The following is a 17,062-nucleotide window of genomic DNA, read 5'->3' on the forward strand; positions in this document are numbered from 1 at the left end:
TCGATCGTGCCGCCGAGGGCCGCGACCCGTTCCCGCATGCCGACCAGGCCGTGCCCGCCGCCCGGGGGCGCCGGCCTCGGCTCCCTCCGCCACGCCCGTCCCGTCGTCGAGGACGGTCAGCACCAGCCCGTCGGGCGCGCGCAGGACCGCCACCTCGGCGCGGGCCCCGGGGCCGGCGTGCTTGCGGACGTTGGTGAGCGCCTCCTGGAGCACCCGGTAGGCGGTGAGGTCGACGGCGGCGGGCAGCGGGCCGGACGACGTCGGGCACCCGGTCGGCGCCGGTGCCCGCGCCGGCCGGGCCCACGAGGGCGACGTCCACCGGCAGCCGGCCCGGGCGAAGCCGTCCACCAGCCCGCCGAGCGCCGCGAGGCCGGGGCGCCGGCTGGGTGGGGCGCCTCGGGGTCGCCGTACTGGCGCAACAGGCCGACGGTGGCGCGGAGTTCGCCCAGCGCCGAGCGGCTCGCCTCGCGGACGTGCGCCAGCGCCTCCTTGGCCTGGTCCGGACGGCTGTCCATGGACGTGCGAGGCCACGCCCGCCTGGACGTTGACGAGCGCGATGTGGTGCGCGACGACGTCGTGCAGCTCACGGGCGATGCGCATCCGCTCCTCGGCGACCCGGCGGCGGGCCTCGTCCTCGCGGGACCGCTCGGCCCGCAGGGCGCGTTCCTCGACGGCGGCGGACGTACGCGCGCCGGCTGCGGACCGCGTCGCCGGGCCGCGGCGGCCATGCCCATCCAGGCGAAGAGCCCCAGGTTCTCCTCCGCGTACCAGGGGCTGCGGGCCGACCAGCATCACCGCGCCGGTGAGGGCGGTGACGGCCACGGCCGCGATGCGCCAGGCGGTGGGGCGCTCCGTGCGGGCGGCGACGGTGTTACAGCGCGACCACGGCGGAGGTGGCGATCTGGGTGCGTCGGGGCGCCGTCCGCGGCGGTCGCCGCGCCGGCGCGACGGAGAACGCGGAGGTGACGGCGAGCACCAGGCGGGGCGCCCGGCGGCGGGCCACCAGGGCGATGGCGGCGAGGAGGGCCAGCAGGACGTAGCCGGGGGCGAGCGGGCTGCGGCTCGCGTCCCGCCCCAGGAGGGCGCCGATCAGCATGGTGGCGAACACGCCCGAGGCCAGCAGGGCGTTCGCGGCGACGGGGTGGGCGCGCAGCCAGCGCTGCGGCCGGGTGAAGCCGGAGACGGCGAGGGTGGTCATCGCATCCGTCGGGGGGACGTCCCGCGCGCCCCGTCGCGGGCGGCGGGAGGGGCGCGCGGGGCGGGTGTCAGCCGGGGACTGCAGGCCGTCGTCGCTGAGCATCTGCCGGACCTCCTCCAGGGAGGCGTCCGGCGCGGGCAGGATCAGCTCGGAGGGTTCCAGGGCGTCGTCGGGCAGCGGGCTGCCGAGCCGGCGGACCGCTTCGAGGAGGGCGCCCAGGGTCCGGCGGAAGCCCTCCCGGTCGCCGCTCTCCATCTCGTCGAGGAGCTCGTCGTCCAGCTTGTTGAGCTCGGTGAAGTGGCTGTCGGCCAGCTTCCACTGGCCTTCCCCCATGATGCGGACGATCATGACGCCTCCACCCGTTCCGTCAGCGCTTGTTGAAGTCGGGCCGGTCCTGCGGCTGCTGCGCCGCCTGCTGCTGACCGCCCTCGATGGCGGGCTTGGCGGCGCCGCCGCCGGCGAGCTCGGCCTTCATGCGCTGGAGCTCCAGCTCGACGTCGTTGCCGCCGGACAGGCGCTCCAGCTCGGCGGTGATGTCGTCCTTGGCGGTGCCGGTCGGGTCGTCGAGGGCGCCCGAGGCGAGCAGCTCGTCGATGGCACCGGCGCGGGCCTGCATCTGCTGCGTCTTGTCCTCGGCCCGCTGGATGGCCATGCCGACGTCGCCCATCTCCTCGGAGATGCCGGAGAACGCCTCGCCGATCCGGGTCTGGGCCTGGGCGGCGGTGTAGGTGGCCTTGATGGTCTCCTTCTTGGTGCGGAAGGCGTCGACCTTGGCCTGGAGGCGCTGGGAGGCGAGCGTGAGCTTCTCCTCCTCGCCCTGGAGGGTCTGGTGCTGCGTCTCCAGATCGCTGACCTGCTGCTGGAGGGCGGCGCGGCGGGTGAGCGCCTCGCGCGCCAGGTCCTCGCGGCCCAGCGCGAGCGCCTTGCGGCCCTGCTCCTCCAGCTTCGAGGACTGTCCCTGGAGCTGGCTCAGCTGGAGCTCCAGGCGCTTGCGGGAGGTGGCGACGTCGGCCACGCCCCGGCGCACCTTCTGCAACAGCTCGACCTGTTTCTGGTACGAGTAGTCGAGGGTCTCGCGCGGATCCTCGGCCCGGTCCAGGGCCTTGTTGGCCTTCGCGCGGAAAATCATCCCCATACGCTTCATGACACCGCTCATGGGCCTCGCGCGCCCCCTTCTGACCGACTAGCTCGGGCTTCGGCTCCATCACACCTAACAGAACCCACAGTACGGGGCCCGTCCCCATTACCGCACTGTCCGGGCGCCGATGCGCTCCTCCTCCAGGACGATCAGGAGGGCGCCCTCCTCCGGCCGGAGGAGTAGACGGTCCCCCGAGGCCGGCGGGGCCCGCCCGCCCGGACCGTGCCCACATCGTTCCCGGGAAGGCTGTGGCCCACCCCGGGGAACCCCGTACCCTTGGGTTCCGTGTTCCGAAGCCGTTCCAAGGAAGAGCAGTCCGCGAAGGCCACCGCCAAGGTGACCGCGGACGAGCCGCAGCCCCCGTCACCCCGAGGCCCCCAAGGGCCGCCCCACGCCCAGCGCAGCGAGGCCTCCTCGCAGCGCCGCAGCCTGGCCAGTACCTCCACCGCCGGCAAGGGCAAGGACGCGTCCAAGCGCGCCCGCGAGGCCCGCCGGACCGACCTCGCCCGGCAGCGCGAGGCGCTCGCCAATGGCGACGAGCGGTTCCTGCCGGTCCGCGACAAGGGCCCGGTCCGCCGCTTCGTGCGCGACTTCGTGGACGCGCGGTACTCGTGTCGCCGAGTTCTTCCTGCCGCTCGCGGTGGTCATCCTCGTCCTGAGCATGATCACCGGGGGGCGTTCCAGCAGTACGTGCTGCTGCTGTGGATGGTCGTCATCCTGCTGATCGTCGCCAACTCGGTCTTCACCGCCGTCACCCTGCGGAAGGCGCTCAAGAAGCGCTTCCCCGACGAGAACACCCGCGGCGCCATCCCCTACGCGCTGATGCGCACCCTCCAGATGCGCCGCTGCGGCTGCCCAAGCCGAAGGTCAAGCGCGGGGAGAAGCCCTGAGCGAGTCCGCGTGGGGGCCCTCCGAGGGCTTCGACGGTCTACGGAACACGGTCCGCCACGAGCTCGTCGGCCGGCAGCTCGACGAGCAGATAGGCAGCCGCTTCCCGGTCGGGCGGCGGCTGCGCGTCCTGGACGTGGGCCTCGCCCACGGCACCCAGGCCCTGCGGCTGGCCCGCGCCGGGCACGAGGTGACCGCGCTGGAGGCGGACGCCGCGACCCGTCGCGGCGGTCCGCACGGCGCTGGCCGCCGAGCCGGCCGGCATCCGCGAACGGGTCCGGCTGATCGAGGGCGACGGGCGGGACACGGGGGTGCACTTCACCCCGGGGGCCTTCGACATCGTGCTGTGCCACGGCGTGCTGATGCACGTAGAGGAACCGGACCCGCTGCTGGCCGGCCTGGCCCGGGTGCTCGCGCCCGGCGGTCTGCTCTCGCTGGTCGTCCGCAACGCGGACGCGCTGGCGCTGCGGGCCCCGGGCTGGCCGGTGACTGGGACGCGGCGCTGGCCGCCTTCGACTCCCCGCACTCCGTCGACCCGTCGTCCGGCGCGCGGGTGCGCGCCGACCGGCGGGAGACGCTGACGGCCACGCTGGCGGGGATCGGGGCGCCGCTGCGGTCCTGGTACGGGGTGCGGGTGTTCACGGAACGGCCGGGCCCGGGCGTCCAGGGCCCGGCCCTGGACGCCGTCCTCGCGGCGGAGGAACGCGCGGGGCGGACGGATCCGTACCGGGCGGTGGCGGGTCTGCTGCACCTGTGCGGGGTGCGGGGCGGCTGACGCCCCGGCCCCGGCCGGCCCCGGCCCGGCGGTCAGCCCGCGTCGGCCGCGCCGTGCAGGCTCATCGGCGCGGCGTAGACCTCCTTGCCGTCCTCGAAGAGGCGGACCTGGTCCACGCCGCCGTCGAGCAGCGCACGCCACTCCTCCCCGATCCAGGACTCCGCGTCGCCCTGCGTCGTGAACTCCTCCGGCTCCACCGGCGGAGCCGTCTCCGTGCCGTCGGTCTTCTCGAACCGCCACACCCACGCCATGTACGACTCCTCGGGCTCTCGTTCGCCGCTTGTGCGCTGACCCGTCGCAGCCTAGGCGGCGCGGCCCGGGCGAGAAAGGGTGATCCCGGCGCGCCCGCGGTCCGTGGACGCGAGACGATCGGGGCGTGGAACTGACACTGCTCGGCACCGGAGCCCCCGACGGGCTGCCGCGCCCCGGCTGCCCCTGCGCCGCCTGCGCCACCGCCGTGGGCGAGGACGCCCGGGCCGCGACCGCCCTGCTCGTCGACGGCGCGCTGCTGTTCGACCTCACCCCCGGCCCGGCCGTTCGCCGCGGCCCGCGCGGGCCGGTCGATCGGCGGGGTGCGGCAGGTGCTGCTCTCCCACCCGCACGACGGCCCGGCCGTCGAGTTCCCCGCCGGGCTGCCGGCGCCGGGGCGGGTGCCGGACGGCCGCGAGCTGTCGGTGATCAGCGGACACCGGGTGCGGGCGGTGGCCCTGGACGCGCCGGGCACGGGCTACGAGGTGACGGGGCCGGACGGCGACCGGCTGCTGTACCTGCCGCCGGGCGGCGCCCCCGCCGGGCTCTCCGCCGCGTCCTCCCCTCCGTACGACGCCGTCCTGCTGGACGTCGTCGGCCGGCCCGACGCGCTCGCCCGGCTGCGCGAGACGGGCGCGGTGACGGCGACGACGGACGTGCTCGCCGTGCACCTCGACCACGACGTGCCGCCGGGCGGCGAGCTGCACCGCCGGCTGGCCGCGGCCGGGGCGCGGGCGGTGCGCGACGGCAGTTCGGGTGACCGTGGGCGACTACCACGCGGTGCCGGACGTGCCGCGGCGCACGCTGGTCCTCGGCGGGGCCCGCTCCGGCAAGTCCGTGGAGGCGGAGCGGCGGCTGGAGTCCTTCCCGGACGTCCTCTACGTCGCGACGGGCGGCACGCGGGAAGGGGACCGGGACTGGGCGTCCCGCATAGCGCTCCACCGCGAGCGCCGCCCCGCGTCCTGGCGCACGGCCGAGACCTGCGACCTCGTCCCCCTGCTGACGGCCGACGGCCCGCCGCTGCTGATCGACTGCCTGGCCCTGTGGCTCACCGACGCGATGGACTCCGTCGGGGCGTGGGACGACGAACGGTGGGCGAACGGCGGCGCGACGGCGCTGGCGGAGCGGATGGCCGCGCTCGTGGCGGCCGTCCGGGCCACCCGGCGCACGGTGGTGGCGGTGAGCAACGAGGTCGGCTCCGGGGTCGTGCCCGCCACGGCGTCGGGACGGCGCTTCCGCGACGAGCTGGGGCGGCTGAACGCGGGGGTGGCCGGGGAGTGCGAGCAGGTGCTGATGGTGGTGGCGGGGCAGGCGGTGCGGCTGCGCGGCTAGCCGCGCGCAGGCCGGTACGGGGGTTGCCCCAGCCCCGCCCTCTCCCCGCCTCCCCGGGCGCCCCCGGCCCCCGAAGCGCCCTCCGGGCGCTGTCCTCGGACGCCGGACAGGCTGGATCCGTACCCGGGCGCGACAAGCAGCCCGTCCGGCGCTTGAGGACAAGCGGCGAAGCCGCTTGCAGGGGCCAGGGGCGGAGCCCCGAATCCAGCCCGTCCGGCATCCGAGGACGAACGCGGCACAGCCAGCCGCGTCGCGGGGCCCGGCGGGGAGCCCCGGCCGGCCGGCGGCGCGCGGGGGCGGGCGAGGGGCGCGGCCCCGGGAGGAACGGTGGAAGGGCGGGGCCGGGGCACAACCACCCCCACCTGCCCACAACACCCCGTAATACAAGCCCCCGGCAGGGGTAGTGTGTCGCGGATGAGCGGTCTGAATCTTGATGACTTCGCCACGCTGATCGAGCGGCCCGACGCCGGCGTGCGCCGCGACGCCGAGGAGCGGCGCGCGCGGCTCGGGCCGCGGCCGGGGGCGTTCGGCCGCCTGGACGAGATCGGGGAGTGGCTCGCCGCCGCGCAGGGCGGCGTGCCGGTGAAGCCGGTCCAACGGCCGAAGGCGATCCTCTTCGCCGGCGACCACGGCGTAGCCGCCCTCGGCGTCTCCGCCGGCCCGGCCGGCGGCGCGTACGAGCTGGTGCGCGCCACCCTGGAGGGCGAGAGCGCCCCCGCCGTCCTCGCCCGCCGCTTCGGCGCCGGCCTGCGGGTCGTCGACATGGCCGTGGACTGCGACCCGGAGCTGCTGCCCGAGGAGGTCATCCGGCACCGGGTGCGCCGCGGCTCCGGCCGGATCGACGTCGAGGACGCGCTGACCGCGGAGGAGGCGGAGCGGGCCTTCCGGGCCGGCATGGCGGTCGCCGACGAGGAGGCGGACTCCGGCACCGACCTCGTCGTCCTCGGCGACCTGAGCATCGGCGGCACGACGGCCGCCGGCACGCTGATCGGCGCGCTGTGCGGGACGGACGCCTCGGTCGTCACCGGCCGCGGCGGCTTCGGCATCGACGACCTGGCCTGGATGCGCAAGTGCGCCACGATCCGCGACGCCCTGCGCCGGGCCCGGCCCGCGCTCGGCGACCAGCTGGAGCTGCTGGCCGCGTCCGGCGGCGCGGACCTGGCCGCGATCACCGGCTTCCTGCTGCAGAGCGCGGTGCGCCGCACGCCCGTGATCCTGGACGGCGTGGTCTCCGCGGCCTGCGCGCTGGTCGCCCAGCGCATCGCCTTCCGGGCCCCGGACTGGTGGCTCGCCGGGCAGAACGCCGGCGACCCGGCCCAGGCGAAGGCACTCGACCGGATTGCACTCAACCCTCTGCTCGATCACGGCGTCACACTGGGCGAGGGAACGGGGGCGCTGCTCGCCCTGCCACTGGTGCAGGCGGCCGCGGCCCTGGCGGCGGAGCTCCCCGAGCGCCCCTGAGGTCACCGGCAGCAGGGTCCGGAGGCAGCCCCGTGCGCATCCCCAGACGATCACTCTTCATGGGAACCGGGAGAACTCCGCTTGACTCCGGATGACGAGGCGCGCGGCGGCCCCTGGCCGCGGCGCGCCGCAGCCTTCGCCGTGTGGTATGTGCGTGCGGTTGCCTTCATCAACCTGCTCAGCGCGGTGTGGGTGTCCTTCGGGGCCAGCATCCGCCGGCACGCCGTGGACGACTACTTCACGCCGTACCTGCTGGAGGCGAGCTTCACCTCCGCCGTGGTGTCGCTGTTCATGGCCGTGACGCTGCGCCGCCGCAAGCGGGCCGCCTGGATCCTCAACCTGGCCCTCGCCGGGGTGCTCCTGCTGCTGCTCGCGCTGCTGATGGCGTATCCGGAGTTCCGGGCGCACGGCCAGAACTGGTTCTCCGTGGTGATCACGGCGCTGTTCGTGACCGCCCTGCTGGTGGGCCGCCGCGAGTTCTACGCGATCGGCGACCGCTCCAACCCCCGGCTCGCCGCGGCCGTCGCCGTCGCCGGTCTGCTGGTCTCCTCGCTGATCGCCGCGCTGCTGGTGACGGTCACCAACCAGGCGCACCCGTCCACCTTCTGGGAGCGCTGGCGCTACGGCGTCCGGCGGCTGATCTTCCTGGTGGGCAATGACAGCCACTTCCCGGGCATCGACACCCCGGACTGGGTCAACGTCGTCATCAACGTGATGAGCACGGTGCTGCTGATCCTGGTGGTGTGGGCCGCGTTCCGCTCCCGCCGCGCCACCGACCCGCTGACCGCCGAGGACGAGTCGCGGCTGCGCGCCCTCCTCGACCGCTTCGGCGACCGCGACTCGCTGGGCTACTTCGCGCTGCGCCGCGAGAAGAGCGTCGTGTGGTCCCCCTCGGGGAAGGCCGCCGTCACCTACCGGGTGGTCGGCGGGGTCTCGCTGGCCTCGGGCGACCCGATCGGCGACGTCGAGGCCTGGCCCGGCGCGATCGAGCCCTGGCTGGCCGAGGCCCGCGCGCACGGCTGGATCCCCGCGGTGATGGGCGCGAGCGAGGAGGGCGGCACCGTCTACGCCCGGCACGGCCTGGACGCCCTCGAACTGGGCGACGAGGCCATCGTCGACACCTCCGAGTTCACCCTGGAGGGCCGCGCGATGCGCACCGTCCGCCAGGCGTACAACCGGGTGAAGCGCGCGGGGTACACGGTGCGGATCCGGCGGCACGAGGACATCCCCGAGGAGGAGATGGCCGAACTGCTGCGCCGCGCCGACGACTGGCGGGACGGGGCGACCGAGCGCGGCTTCTCCATGGCGCTGGGCCGCCTCGGCGACCCGGACGACGGGCGCTGCGTGATGCTGGAGTGCCACGACGGCAAGGGCGAGCTCCGTGCCGTGCTGAGCTTCGTCCCGTGGGGCCCCAAGGGCCTGTCCCTGGACCTGATGCGCCGGGACCGGGACTCCGAGAACGGCCTGATGGAGTTCATGGTCATCGAGCTGCTCCAGCGGGCGAAGGAGCTGCGCGTCACCCAGGTGTCGCTGAACTTCGCGATGTTCCGCTCGGTCTTCGAGCGCGGCTCGCGGCTGGGGGCCGGCCCGGTGCTGCGGGCCTGGCGCTCGCTGCTGAGCTTCTTCTCCCGCTGGTGGCAGATCGAGTCGCTCTACCGTGCAAATGCGAAGTACCGGCCGATCTGGGAGCCTCGTTTCATGCTGTTCGAGAAGAGCAGTGACCTGCTGCGGATCGGCATCGCGAGCGCCCGCGCCGAGGGCTTCCTGGAGGCGCCGGGCCTGCCCAAGTGGCTGAACCGCAAGCACCTGGAGAGCAAACGATGAACCGCGCGGCGCTGCGACGCGCCGCGCGCACCGAGTGGGGCCCGCTCGCCGCGACCGTACGGGACGCGATCGCCCGCGACCGGCTCCGCGCGATTCCGCTGACCCTCTCGGCGGTCGTCCTCACCGCGGCCTTCCAGGTCGTGCAGAACCAGTCCTGGGGCTACCGGCCCGTCCAGCTGATCGGCTCGGTACGGGCCGAACTGCCCTGGTGGCTCGCGCTGCTGCGGACCCCGCTGTCGCTCTTCGTCCCCGCCCTGGACCTGCCGGTGTGGGGGGCCCTGGCGCAGGTCCTGGTCGTCTTCGGCATCGCCGAGATCTGCCTGGGCCGCCTCCGGCTGCTGGCCGTCGCCTACCTCGCCACGCTCGCCGGGACGATGTACGCGCGCCTCGCCATCGCCCTCGGGCCCGGGGTGCTGGGGCTGCCGCCCGAGGCGGCCAAGGTGATCGACACCGGCCCGTCGGCGGCCGTCGTCGGGCTGGCGGTGTACGTGTGCTGGCGCTACCGCGCCCGGTTCACCTGCGGCGCGGTGGTCCTGGCGATGGTGGCCGAGGTGCTCGTCAAGCCCAATCTGGCGGGCAAGGAACACATCGCCGCGGTGGTGGCGATCCTGGTGCTCGGCGTGACGGAGGATGCGCTCCGGCGGCGCGGGAAGCCGCGCGACGACCGGTTCCGCAGCGGCGGTCAGCGGTCGGGAGCGCCCGCCACCAGGTCGTGAAGGCGGTTGCGGACCGCCGCCCAGCGGGCGTCGTGCCGGTAGGCGCGCACCCGCGCGCGGCGGCGGGCCCGCGGCCGGTGCCGGTAGAAGCGCCGGGCCCACGGCGAGCCCGGCCGGGCCAGCCGGACGGCGCCGATCAGCGCGACCAGCGGGACCACCGCGCCGATCAGGGCGATCCGCGGCTTCCCCTTGGCCAGGGCGAACAGCGCGACGAGGAAGTTGATCAGGGTGTTGGTCACCACGATGCTGCGGCTCTGCAGCTCGTCCGGGGTCAGCTCGTTCACCCCGAACGGGGAGAACCCCGCGAGCACCAGTCCGACCAGAGCGGCCGTCAGCACCACGAGCTCGACGCTCTTGCGCCCCTGTTCGGTCCAGTAGACGTCGTCGAGGTGGAGGACCAGCGCGAACTCGTCCAGCACCAGCCCCGCCCCGGTCCCGAAGAGCACCGCCGAGACCACCGCGCCCAGCCCGTGCCGGCCCGCCGCGACCGCGCCGAACCCGCCGATCACCATGAGCACGACGCCCGGTACGACGTGGTGGACGTGCAGCCCGCCGGGGCGGATGTTGCGGAACGGGCCCTTGCCCGCCCGGATCAGCCGGGTGATGACCCGGGTGACCAGGAAGGTCAGCACGAACGCGGCCAGCGCCAGCAGCAGGGGCAGCTTGCCCGGCTCGACGATGTTGCGGTCAAGCCAGTGTTCCATCGGACTCCGCGCTCCCGAACTCCCGCCCCTGACGGGCTTGATGTGCACAGCCGCCGGCCTGCCGGGGAGGGCGGGATAGGCTCCCCCGCGATGACCGACGCCCCTTCCCCTGCCACGCCCGCCGACGCCTTCCGGTTCGCCTTCGGCACCCTGACCGTACTGCCCGTGCGCCTGACGCGCTGGGACCGGTCCGCCGCCCGCGGCGGCATGCTCGCCGCGCCGCTCGCCGGGCTGACGGTCGGCGCCGCGGCCGGGGCCGCGGGCTGGCTGCTCCTGCTGCTGGGCACCGGTCCCCTGCTCGCCGCCGTGGCCGCCGCCGCGCTGCCCGCCGTGCTCACCCGGGGCCTCCACCTCGACGGGCTCGCCGACGTCGCCGACGGCCTGGGCAGCGGGAAGCCCGCCGAGGACGCGCTGCGGATCATGAAGCAGTCGGACATCGGCCCGTTCGGCGTCATCACCCTGGTGTTCGTCCTCCTCGGCCAGGTCGCCGTGCTCGCCGGGCAGTACGCCGCCGGCGGCGCCCACGGCTTCCTCGCCGCCCTGGTCGCGGGCCTCGCCGCCCGCTGCGCCCTGACCCTCGCCGCCCGCACGGGCGTCCCGGCCGCCCGCCCCGAGGGCCTCGGCGCCGCGGTGGCCGGCGTCGTCCCCGCGCGCGCCGCCGTCGCCGTGCTCGCCGTCGCGGTCTGCGCGGCCGCCGCGGCCGGGACGGCGCTCGGACCGTACGGGCCGGCCCGTACCGCCGCCGCCGTGCTCGCCGCCCTCCTCGCCGCCGAACTGCTGCTGCGCCACTGCCGCCGCCGCTTCGGCGGGGTCACCGGCGATGTCTTCGGCGCGCTGGCCGAGACGGCCGCGACCAGCGCGTTGACCGTACTGGCCCTGGGCTGAACGACCGCGCGGGGATAGGCTCCTGCCAGCCCCGAGGCCCGAAACCGGCGGCGAGGACCCGGCGCATACGATGCGCGGAGTGCGGCCGGCCCGGTCCCGCTGCGCTCTCATCGAGGAACATCGCAGGAAATCGACGGAAGTAGGGACACCCACCACCGTGACTGCTCTCACTCTCAGCACCTCCAGTGCGGCGACGCTGCGTGCGGACGCCCTCGTCGTCGGCATCGCCAAGGGCCCCAAGGGGCCCGTGGCCGCGCCCGGCGCCGAAGCCGTGGACCAGGCTTTCGACGGAAAGCTGGCCGCCGTCCTGGAGACCCTCGGCGCCACCGGCGACGAGGGTGAAGTGACCAAGCTCCCGGCACCGGCCGGCATCAAGGCCCCCGTCGTGGTGGCGGTCGGCCTCGGCGGCGTCCCCGCCAAGGGCGACGACTACGAGGGTGAGGCGCTGCGCCGCGCCGCGGGCTCCGCGGCCCGTGCCCTGTCCGGCACGAAGAAGGCCGCGTTCGCCCTGCCGGTGACCGGCGCGGAGGACGCCGCGGCGATCGGCGAGGGCGTGCTGCTGGGCGCGTACGCCTACACCGCGTACCGCACCGACGGCAACGGCAAGGCCGTCAAGGGCGGCAAGAGCGAGCCGCTGGCCGAGGCCGCGATCCTCGGCGCCAAGCCCCGCGACAAGGCCTTCAAGGCCGCCGCCGAGCGCGCGGCCGCCGTCGCCGCCGAGGTCAACCGGGCCCGCGACCTGATCACATGCCCTCCAACGACCTCTACCCGGCATCCTTCGCCCAGCTCGCCCAGGAGGCCGCCAAGGAGTTCGGCCTCAAGGTCGAGGTGCTGGACGAGAAGGCGCTGCTCAAGGGCGGCTACGGCGGCCTGATGGGCGTCGGCCAGGGCTCCGCCAACCTGCCGCGGCTGGTCCGCCTCGCCTACACCCACCCCAAGGCCGAGAAGACCCTCGCCCTGGTCGGCAAGGGCATCACCTACGACTCGGGCGGCATCTCCCTCAAGCCGGCCGGCCACAACGAGACCATGAAGTGCGACATGAGCGGCGCCGCCGCCGTGTTCGCCGCCGTGGTGGCCGCGGCCCGCCTCGGCCTGAAGGTCAACGTGACGGGCTGGCTGGCCCTCGCGGAGAACATGCCCTCCGGCACCGCCACCCGTCCGGGCGACGTCCTGAAGATGTACAGCGGCAAGACGGTGGAGGTCCTCAACACCGACGCCGAGGGCCGCCTGGTGCTCGCCGACGCGCTGACCCGCGCCTCCGAGGAGGAGCCGGACGCGATCGTGGACGTGGCCACCCTCACCGGCGCCATGGTGCTCGCCCTGGGCGACCGCACCTTCGGCGTGATGGCCAACGACGACGCGTTCCGCACCGCGCTGATACGAGATCGCCGAGGAGGCCGGCGAGCAGGCATGGCCCATGCCCGATGCCCGCGGAGCTGCGCAAGACCATGGACTCGCCGGTCGCGGACATCGCCAACATGGGCGTCCGCAACGGCGGCGGCCTGATCGCGGGTCTGTTCCTCCAGGAGTTCGTGGGCGAGGGCATCACCTGGGCCCACCTGGACATCGCGGGCCCGGCGTTCCACGAGAGCGCCGCCGTTCGGCTACACCCCGAAGGGTGGAACCGGCTCGGCGGTGCGGACGCTGGTCCGCCTCGCGGAGCGGACGGCCGAGGGCGACCTGGGCTGACCGGGTAGGGGTTCTCTCCCCGCCCCGCCCTCTTCACCATTTCCCGGGGCGGGGCCCCGGCCCCGGACCGCTCTCCGGGCGGTGGGGGCGGGGGCTGCGCTCCGGGCGGTGGGCCGGGGTTGCGCTCCGCGCAGAGGTCGCGGGCTCCGCCCCTGCACCCCGCCGGGTCCGCCGACGCGGGCTCCATCAGCGCCCTGCGGGCGCTGTCCTCAAGCGCCGGACGGGCTGAAGTGCGCGCCCGCGCCGGATTTGGAGCGCGGGCCGCATGGTGCGCCCGGGCTGGATTTCAGGCGCGGGCGCGCCAGTCCAGCCCGTCCGGGGGTTGCCCCCTCCGGGGAGCTTGAGGACAACCGCGCGGAGCGCGGTTGCGGGGCCCGGGGCGAAGCCCCGAACGGGGACCAGGGGCGGAGCCCCGGCAGGAGTCCAGAGGCAGAGCCCCGGAAGCGGGGCGCAGGGGGCGCAGCCCCCGCCGGGGCGCAGGGGCGGAGCCCCGCCCCCACCCACCGCGCGGAGCACCGCTCACCGCGCGGAGCGCGGTGCCGGGCCCCGGGGCGGAGCCCCGGGAGAATGGTGAAAGGGCGGGACCGGGGCAAATCCACACCACCCAACCCACCCCGTTCGCCTCTCGACGAACGCCCCGCCCGCACACCGGCAACAGGCTCCCGATACGCGCGAGTAACCGCCGAAGGTGACGCATCAGTCGCCCCCCAGCCACCGGCCCGGCGTCCCGCCCCCCGTCAACAAGTGCGAAGATGTTGTCTCGGCAGGACAGGGCCCCCGTAATCACAGGCCGAAGCAAAGCGGCCGAACGACAGCCGCCGCCCGTCACCGACGACCGGCAACGGCGTACCCATGCATGGAGGACGTGACGTGGCGAACGACGCCAGCACCGTTTTCGACCTAGTGATCCTCGGAGGCGGTAGCGGTGGTTACGCCCGCTGCGCTGCGGGGTGCCCAGCTGGGTCTGGACGTCGCCCTGATCGAGAAGGACAAGCTGGGCGGCACCTGCCTGCACCGCGGCTGCATCCCCACCAAGGCTCTGCTGCACGCCGGTGAGGTCGCCGACCAGGCGCGCGAGAGCGCCCAGTTCGGTGTCAAGGCCCACCTTCGAGGGCATCGACATCGCGGGCGTCCACAAGTACAAGGACGACGTGATCTCGGGCCTGTACAAGGGTCTGCAGGGCCTGGTCGCCTCGCGCAAGGTCACCTACATCACCGGTGAGGGCCGTCTGTCCTCCCCCACCTCCGTCGACGTCAACGGCCAGCGCATCACCGGCCGCCACGTCCTGCTGGCGACCGGCTCCGTGCCGAAGTCGCTGCCGGGCCTGACCATCGACGGCGACCGCGTCATCTCCTCGGACCACGCGCTGGTCCTGGACCGCGTGCCGAAGTCCGCGATCGTGCTGGGCGGCGGCGTCATCGGCGTCGAGTTCGCCTCCGCGTGGAAGTCCTTCGGCGTCGACATCACCATCGTCGAGGCGCTCCCGCACCTCGTCCCGGTCGAGGACGAGAACAGCTCCAAGCTGCTGGAGCGCGCCTTCCGCAAGCGCGGCATCAACTTCTCCCTGGGCTCCCGCTTCTCCGGCGTGGAGTACACCGCCGACGGCGTGAAGGTCTCGCTGGAGAACGGCAAGACCTTCGAGGCCGAGCTGCTGCTCGTCGCCGTCGGCCGTGGCCCGGTCTCCCAGGGCCTGGGCTACGAGGAGGCCGGGGTCGCCATGGACCGCGGCTACGTCCTCGTCGACGAGTACATGCGGACCAACGTCGAGACCATCTCGGCCGTCGGTGACCTGGTCCCGACCCTCCAGCTCGCGCACGTCGGCTTCGCGGAGGGCATCCTGGTGGCGGAGCGGCTGGCCGGTCTCAAGCCCGTGCCGGTCGACTACGACGGCGTGCCGCGCGTCACGTACTGCCACCCGGAGGTCGCCTCCGTCGGTATCACCGAGGCGAAGGCCAAGGAGCTGTACGGCGCCGACAAGGTCGTCAGCCTGAAGTACAAACCTCGCGGGCAACGGCAAGAGCAAGATCCTGAAGACCGCGGGCGAGATCAAGCTCGTCCAGGTCAAGGACGGTGCCGTCGTCGGCGTCCACATGGTCGGCGACCGCATGGGCGAGCAGGTCGGCGAAGCCCAGCTCATCTACAACTGGGAGGCGCTGCCCGCAGAGGTCGCGCAGCTGATCCACGCGCACCCGACGCAGAACGAGGCCCTCGGCGAGGCCCACCTGGCCCTGGCCGGCAAGCCGCTGCACTCGCACGACTGAGTCCCGAGCGCACCACCATCCGCACTACTCGTAAGGAGCAACCGCACCATGGCGGTTTCCGTAACCCTGCCGGCGCTCGGCGAGAGCGTGTCCGAGGGCACCGTCACCCGCTGGCTCAAGGCCGAAGGTGAGCGAGTGGAGGCCGACGAGCCGCTGCTCGAGGTCTCCACCGACAAGGTCGACACCGAGATCCCCGCCCCCGCGTCCGGCATCCTCGCCTCCATCAAGGTGGCCGAGGACGAGACGGTCGAGGGTCGGCTCGGAGCTGGCGATCATCGACGACGGCACGGGTGCGCCCGCTGCCGCCCCGGCTCCGGCGGCCGCTGCCGCCGAGGCCCCCGCCGCCGCCCGGCCCCCGTGGCCGAGGCTCCGGCCGCTCCGGCCCCGGCGCCCGTCGCCGAGGCCCCCGCCGCTCCGGCCCCGGCCGCTGCCGGCCGCCACCGGCACCGACGTCGTCCTGCCCGCGCTGGGCGGAGTCGGTCACCGAGGGCACCGTCACCCGCTGGCTGAAGGAGGTCGGTGAGGAGGTCGCCGAGGACGAGCCGCTGCTCGAGGTCTCGACCGACAAGGTCGACACCGAGATCCCGGCCCCGGCCGCCGGCGTCCTGCTGGAGATCCTCGTCGGCGAGGACGAGGTCGCCGAGGTCGGCGCCAAGCTCGCCGTGATCGGTGCCGCCGGTGCCGCTCCGGCCGCTGCCGCTGCCCCCGCTGCTCCGGCCCCGGCCGCCGCCCCCGCGCCGGCTCCGGCTCCGGTCGCCGCCCCGGCCCCCGCGCCGGCCGCCCCGGCTCCGGTTGCCGCCGCTCCGGCCCCGGCCGCCCGGCTCCGGCCCCCGTCGCGCCGAAGGCTCCGGTCGCCCCGGCCGCTCCGGCGACCGACGGTGCTTACGTCACCCCGCTGGTGCGCAAGCTCGCCGCCGAGTCCGGCGTGAACCTGTCCACGGTCGCGGGCACCGGTGTCGGTGGCCGCATCCGCAAGCAGGACGTCCTGGCCGCCGCCGAGGCCGCCAAGGCCGCCTGCCGCTGCCCCGGCCGCCGCTCCGGCCGCTGCCGCCGCCGCGCCGAAGGCCCCGGCCCTGGCCGCGTCCCCGCTGCGCGGTCAGACCGTCAAGATGCCGCGCATGCGCAAGGTCATCGCCGACAACATGATGAAGGCGCTGCACGGCCAGGCCCAGCTCAGCTCCGTGATCGAGGTGGACATCACCAAGATCATGAAGATGCGCGGCAAGGCCAAGGACGCGTTCGCCGCCCGCGAGGGCGTCAAGCTGTCCCCGATGCCGTTTCTTCGTCAAGGCCGCCGTCCAGGCGCTGAAGGCCCACCCGGTCATCAACGCCCGGATCAACGAGGACGAGGGCACCATCACCTACTTCGACTCCGAGAACGTCGGCATCGCCGTCGACTCGGAGAAGGGCCTGATGACCCCGGTCATCAAGGGTGCGGGTGACCTCAACATCGCGGGCGTCGCCAAGAAGACGGCGGAGCTGGCGGGCAAGGTCCGCACGGGCAAGATCAGCCCGGACGAGATGTCCGGCGCGACCTTCACGATCAGCAACACCGGCTCGCGCGGTGCGCTGTTCGACACGGTCATCGTGCCCCCGAACCAGGTCGCGATCCTCGGCATCGGCGCCACCGTCAAGCGCCCGGTGGTCATCGAGACCGAGGAGGGCACCACCATCGGCGTCCGCGACATGACGTACGTGACGCTCTCCTACGACCACCGCCTGGTGGACGGCGCCGACGCGGCCCGTTACCTGACGACGGTCAAGGCGATCCTGGAGGCCGCCGAGTTCGAGACCGAGATCGGTCTCTGACCGGCTCCTCCGCCTCGCACGAGGGCGCGGCCCCGGCTCGTATCCGTACGAGCCGGGGCCGCGCCCTTTGTCCCCTCCGTCCACCGGGATAATGGCTGCGATCCACCCGGCCGCCGAGGAGCGCACCCATGT

Annotated in this window: 7 protein-coding genes and 8 pseudogenes; 10 read left to right on the plus strand and 5 right to left on the minus strand. The window is 74.5% G+C overall.

All coding sequences use genetic code 11. The annotated features are described in order from the left end of the window. From ABD794_RS15630 to ABD794_RS15640, 3 genes and pseudogenes are all read right to left on the minus strand, one after another. Nucleotides 1–1,198 (minus strand): annotated as a pseudogene (locus ABD794_RS15630) (sensor histidine kinase); the annotation flags it as partial. Between the two features lie 81 nt (nucleotides 1,199–1,279). Further along, nucleotides 1,280–1,546 (minus strand): annotated as a pseudogene (pspAA, locus tag ABD794_RS15635) (PspA-associated protein PspAA); the annotation flags it as partial. Nucleotides 1,547–1,565: 19 nt separating this feature from the next. After that, on the minus strand, nucleotides 1,566–2,354 hold the full coding sequence (locus tag ABD794_RS15640) for a PspA/IM30 family protein (protein ID WP_344963936.1): 789 nt from the start codon (nucleotides 2,352–2,354) through the stop codon (nucleotides 1,566–1,568). A gap of 318 nt (nucleotides 2,355–2,672) precedes the next feature. Here ABD794_RS15640 and ABD794_RS15645 point away from each other — a divergent pair. Both ABD794_RS15645 and ABD794_RS15650 read left to right on the plus strand, forming a co-directional pair. Then, nucleotides 2,673–3,155 (plus strand): annotated as a pseudogene (locus ABD794_RS15645) (DUF3043 domain-containing protein); the annotation flags it as partial. A 160-nt stretch (nucleotides 3,156–3,315) separates the two neighbouring features. After that, nucleotides 3,316–3,999: pseudogene (locus tag ABD794_RS15650) on the plus strand (class I SAM-dependent methyltransferase). Between the two features lie 32 nt (nucleotides 4,000–4,031). Here ABD794_RS15650 and ABD794_RS15655 read toward each other — a convergent pair. Continuing rightward, nucleotides 4,032–4,250 (minus strand): hypothetical protein, encoded by a 219-nt coding sequence (locus ABD794_RS15655; protein WP_344963940.1) that lies wholly within the window; start codon nucleotides 4,248–4,250, stop codon nucleotides 4,032–4,034. A 125-nt stretch (nucleotides 4,251–4,375) separates the two neighbouring features. Between ABD794_RS15655 and ABD794_RS15660 the strand changes: the two are divergent. From ABD794_RS15660 to ABD794_RS15675, 4 genes and pseudogenes are all read left to right on the plus strand, one after another. Further along, a pseudogene (locus ABD794_RS15660) lies at nucleotides 4,376–5,580 on the plus strand (bifunctional adenosylcobinamide kinase/adenosylcobinamide-phosphate guanylyltransferase). Between the two features lie 414 nt (nucleotides 5,581–5,994). Further along, nucleotides 5,995–7,041, plus strand: coding sequence for a nicotinate-nucleotide--dimethylbenzimidazole phosphoribosyltransferase (cobT, locus tag ABD794_RS15665; RefSeq protein ID WP_344963942.1), 1,047 nt, complete (start codon nucleotides 5,995–5,997; stop codon nucleotides 7,039–7,041). Between the two features lie 81 nt (nucleotides 7,042–7,122). Then, entirely contained in the window at nucleotides 7,123–8,865 is a 1,743-nt protein-coding gene (locus ABD794_RS15670) for a phosphatidylglycerol lysyltransferase domain-containing protein (RefSeq protein WP_344963945.1), read from the plus strand. Further along, nucleotides 8,862–9,581 carry a hypothetical protein gene (locus ABD794_RS15675; RefSeq protein WP_344963947.1) on the plus strand — a complete coding sequence of 240 codons (720 nt, stop codon included), beginning with the start codon at nucleotides 8,862–8,864 and terminating at the stop codon, nucleotides 9,579–9,581. Before ABD794_RS15670 ends, ABD794_RS15675 begins: the two co-directional genes overlap by 4 nt. Here ABD794_RS15675 and ABD794_RS15680 read toward each other — a convergent pair. Next, entirely contained in the window at nucleotides 9,548–10,285 is a 738-nt protein-coding gene (locus ABD794_RS15680) for a hypothetical protein (protein ID WP_344963949.1), read from the minus strand. The genes ABD794_RS15675 and ABD794_RS15680 overlap by 34 nt on opposite strands. A gap of 90 nt (nucleotides 10,286–10,375) precedes the next feature. Here ABD794_RS15680 and ABD794_RS15685 point away from each other — a divergent pair, with 90 nt between their 5' ends. The 4 genes and pseudogenes from ABD794_RS15685 to sucB all read left to right on the plus strand — a co-directional run bounded on the left by ABD794_RS15685 (nucleotide 10,376) and on the right by sucB (nucleotide 16,930). After that, nucleotides 10,376–11,170, plus strand: a complete 795-nt coding sequence (locus ABD794_RS15685) for an adenosylcobinamide-GDP ribazoletransferase (RefSeq protein WP_344963951.1) — start codon at nucleotides 10,376–10,378, stop codon at nucleotides 11,168–11,170. A gap of 157 nt (nucleotides 11,171–11,327) precedes the next feature. Continuing rightward, nucleotides 11,328–12,859 (plus strand): annotated as a pseudogene (locus ABD794_RS15690) (leucyl aminopeptidase). Nucleotides 12,860–13,729: 870 nt separating this feature from the next. After that, a pseudogene (gene lpdA / locus ABD794_RS15695) lies at nucleotides 13,730–15,121 on the plus strand (dihydrolipoyl dehydrogenase). A 48-nt stretch (nucleotides 15,122–15,169) separates the two neighbouring features. Then, nucleotides 15,170–16,930: pseudogene (gene sucB / locus ABD794_RS15700) on the plus strand (2-oxoglutarate dehydrogenase, E2 component, dihydrolipoamide succinyltransferase). Nucleotides 16,931–17,062: the final 132 nt, after the last annotated feature.

It is taken from the genome of Streptomyces thioluteus (assembly GCF_039535865.1).

Coding starts and splice junctions, on each gene's coding strand:
- ABD794_RS15640 (WP_344963936.1), bottom strand. CDS start 2,354: ATGAGCGGTGTCATGAAGCGTATGGGGATGATTTTCCGCGCGAAGGCC.
- ABD794_RS15655 (WP_344963940.1), bottom strand. CDS start 4,250: ATGGCGTGGGTGTGGCGGTTCGAGAAGACCGACGGCACGGAGACGGCT.
- cobT (WP_344963942.1), top strand. CDS start 5,995: ATGAGCGGTCTGAATCTTGATGACTTCGCCACGCTGATCGAGCGGCCC.
- ABD794_RS15675 (WP_344963947.1), top strand. CDS start 8,862: ATGAACCGCGCGGCGCTGCGACGCGCCGCGCGCACCGAGTGGGGCCCG.
- ABD794_RS15680 (WP_344963949.1), bottom strand. CDS start 10,285: ATGGAACACTGGCTTGACCGCAACATCGTCGAGCCGGGCAAGCTGCCC.
- ABD794_RS15685 (WP_344963951.1), top strand. CDS start 10,376: ATGACCGACGCCCCTTCCCCTGCCACGCCCGCCGACGCCTTCCGGTTC.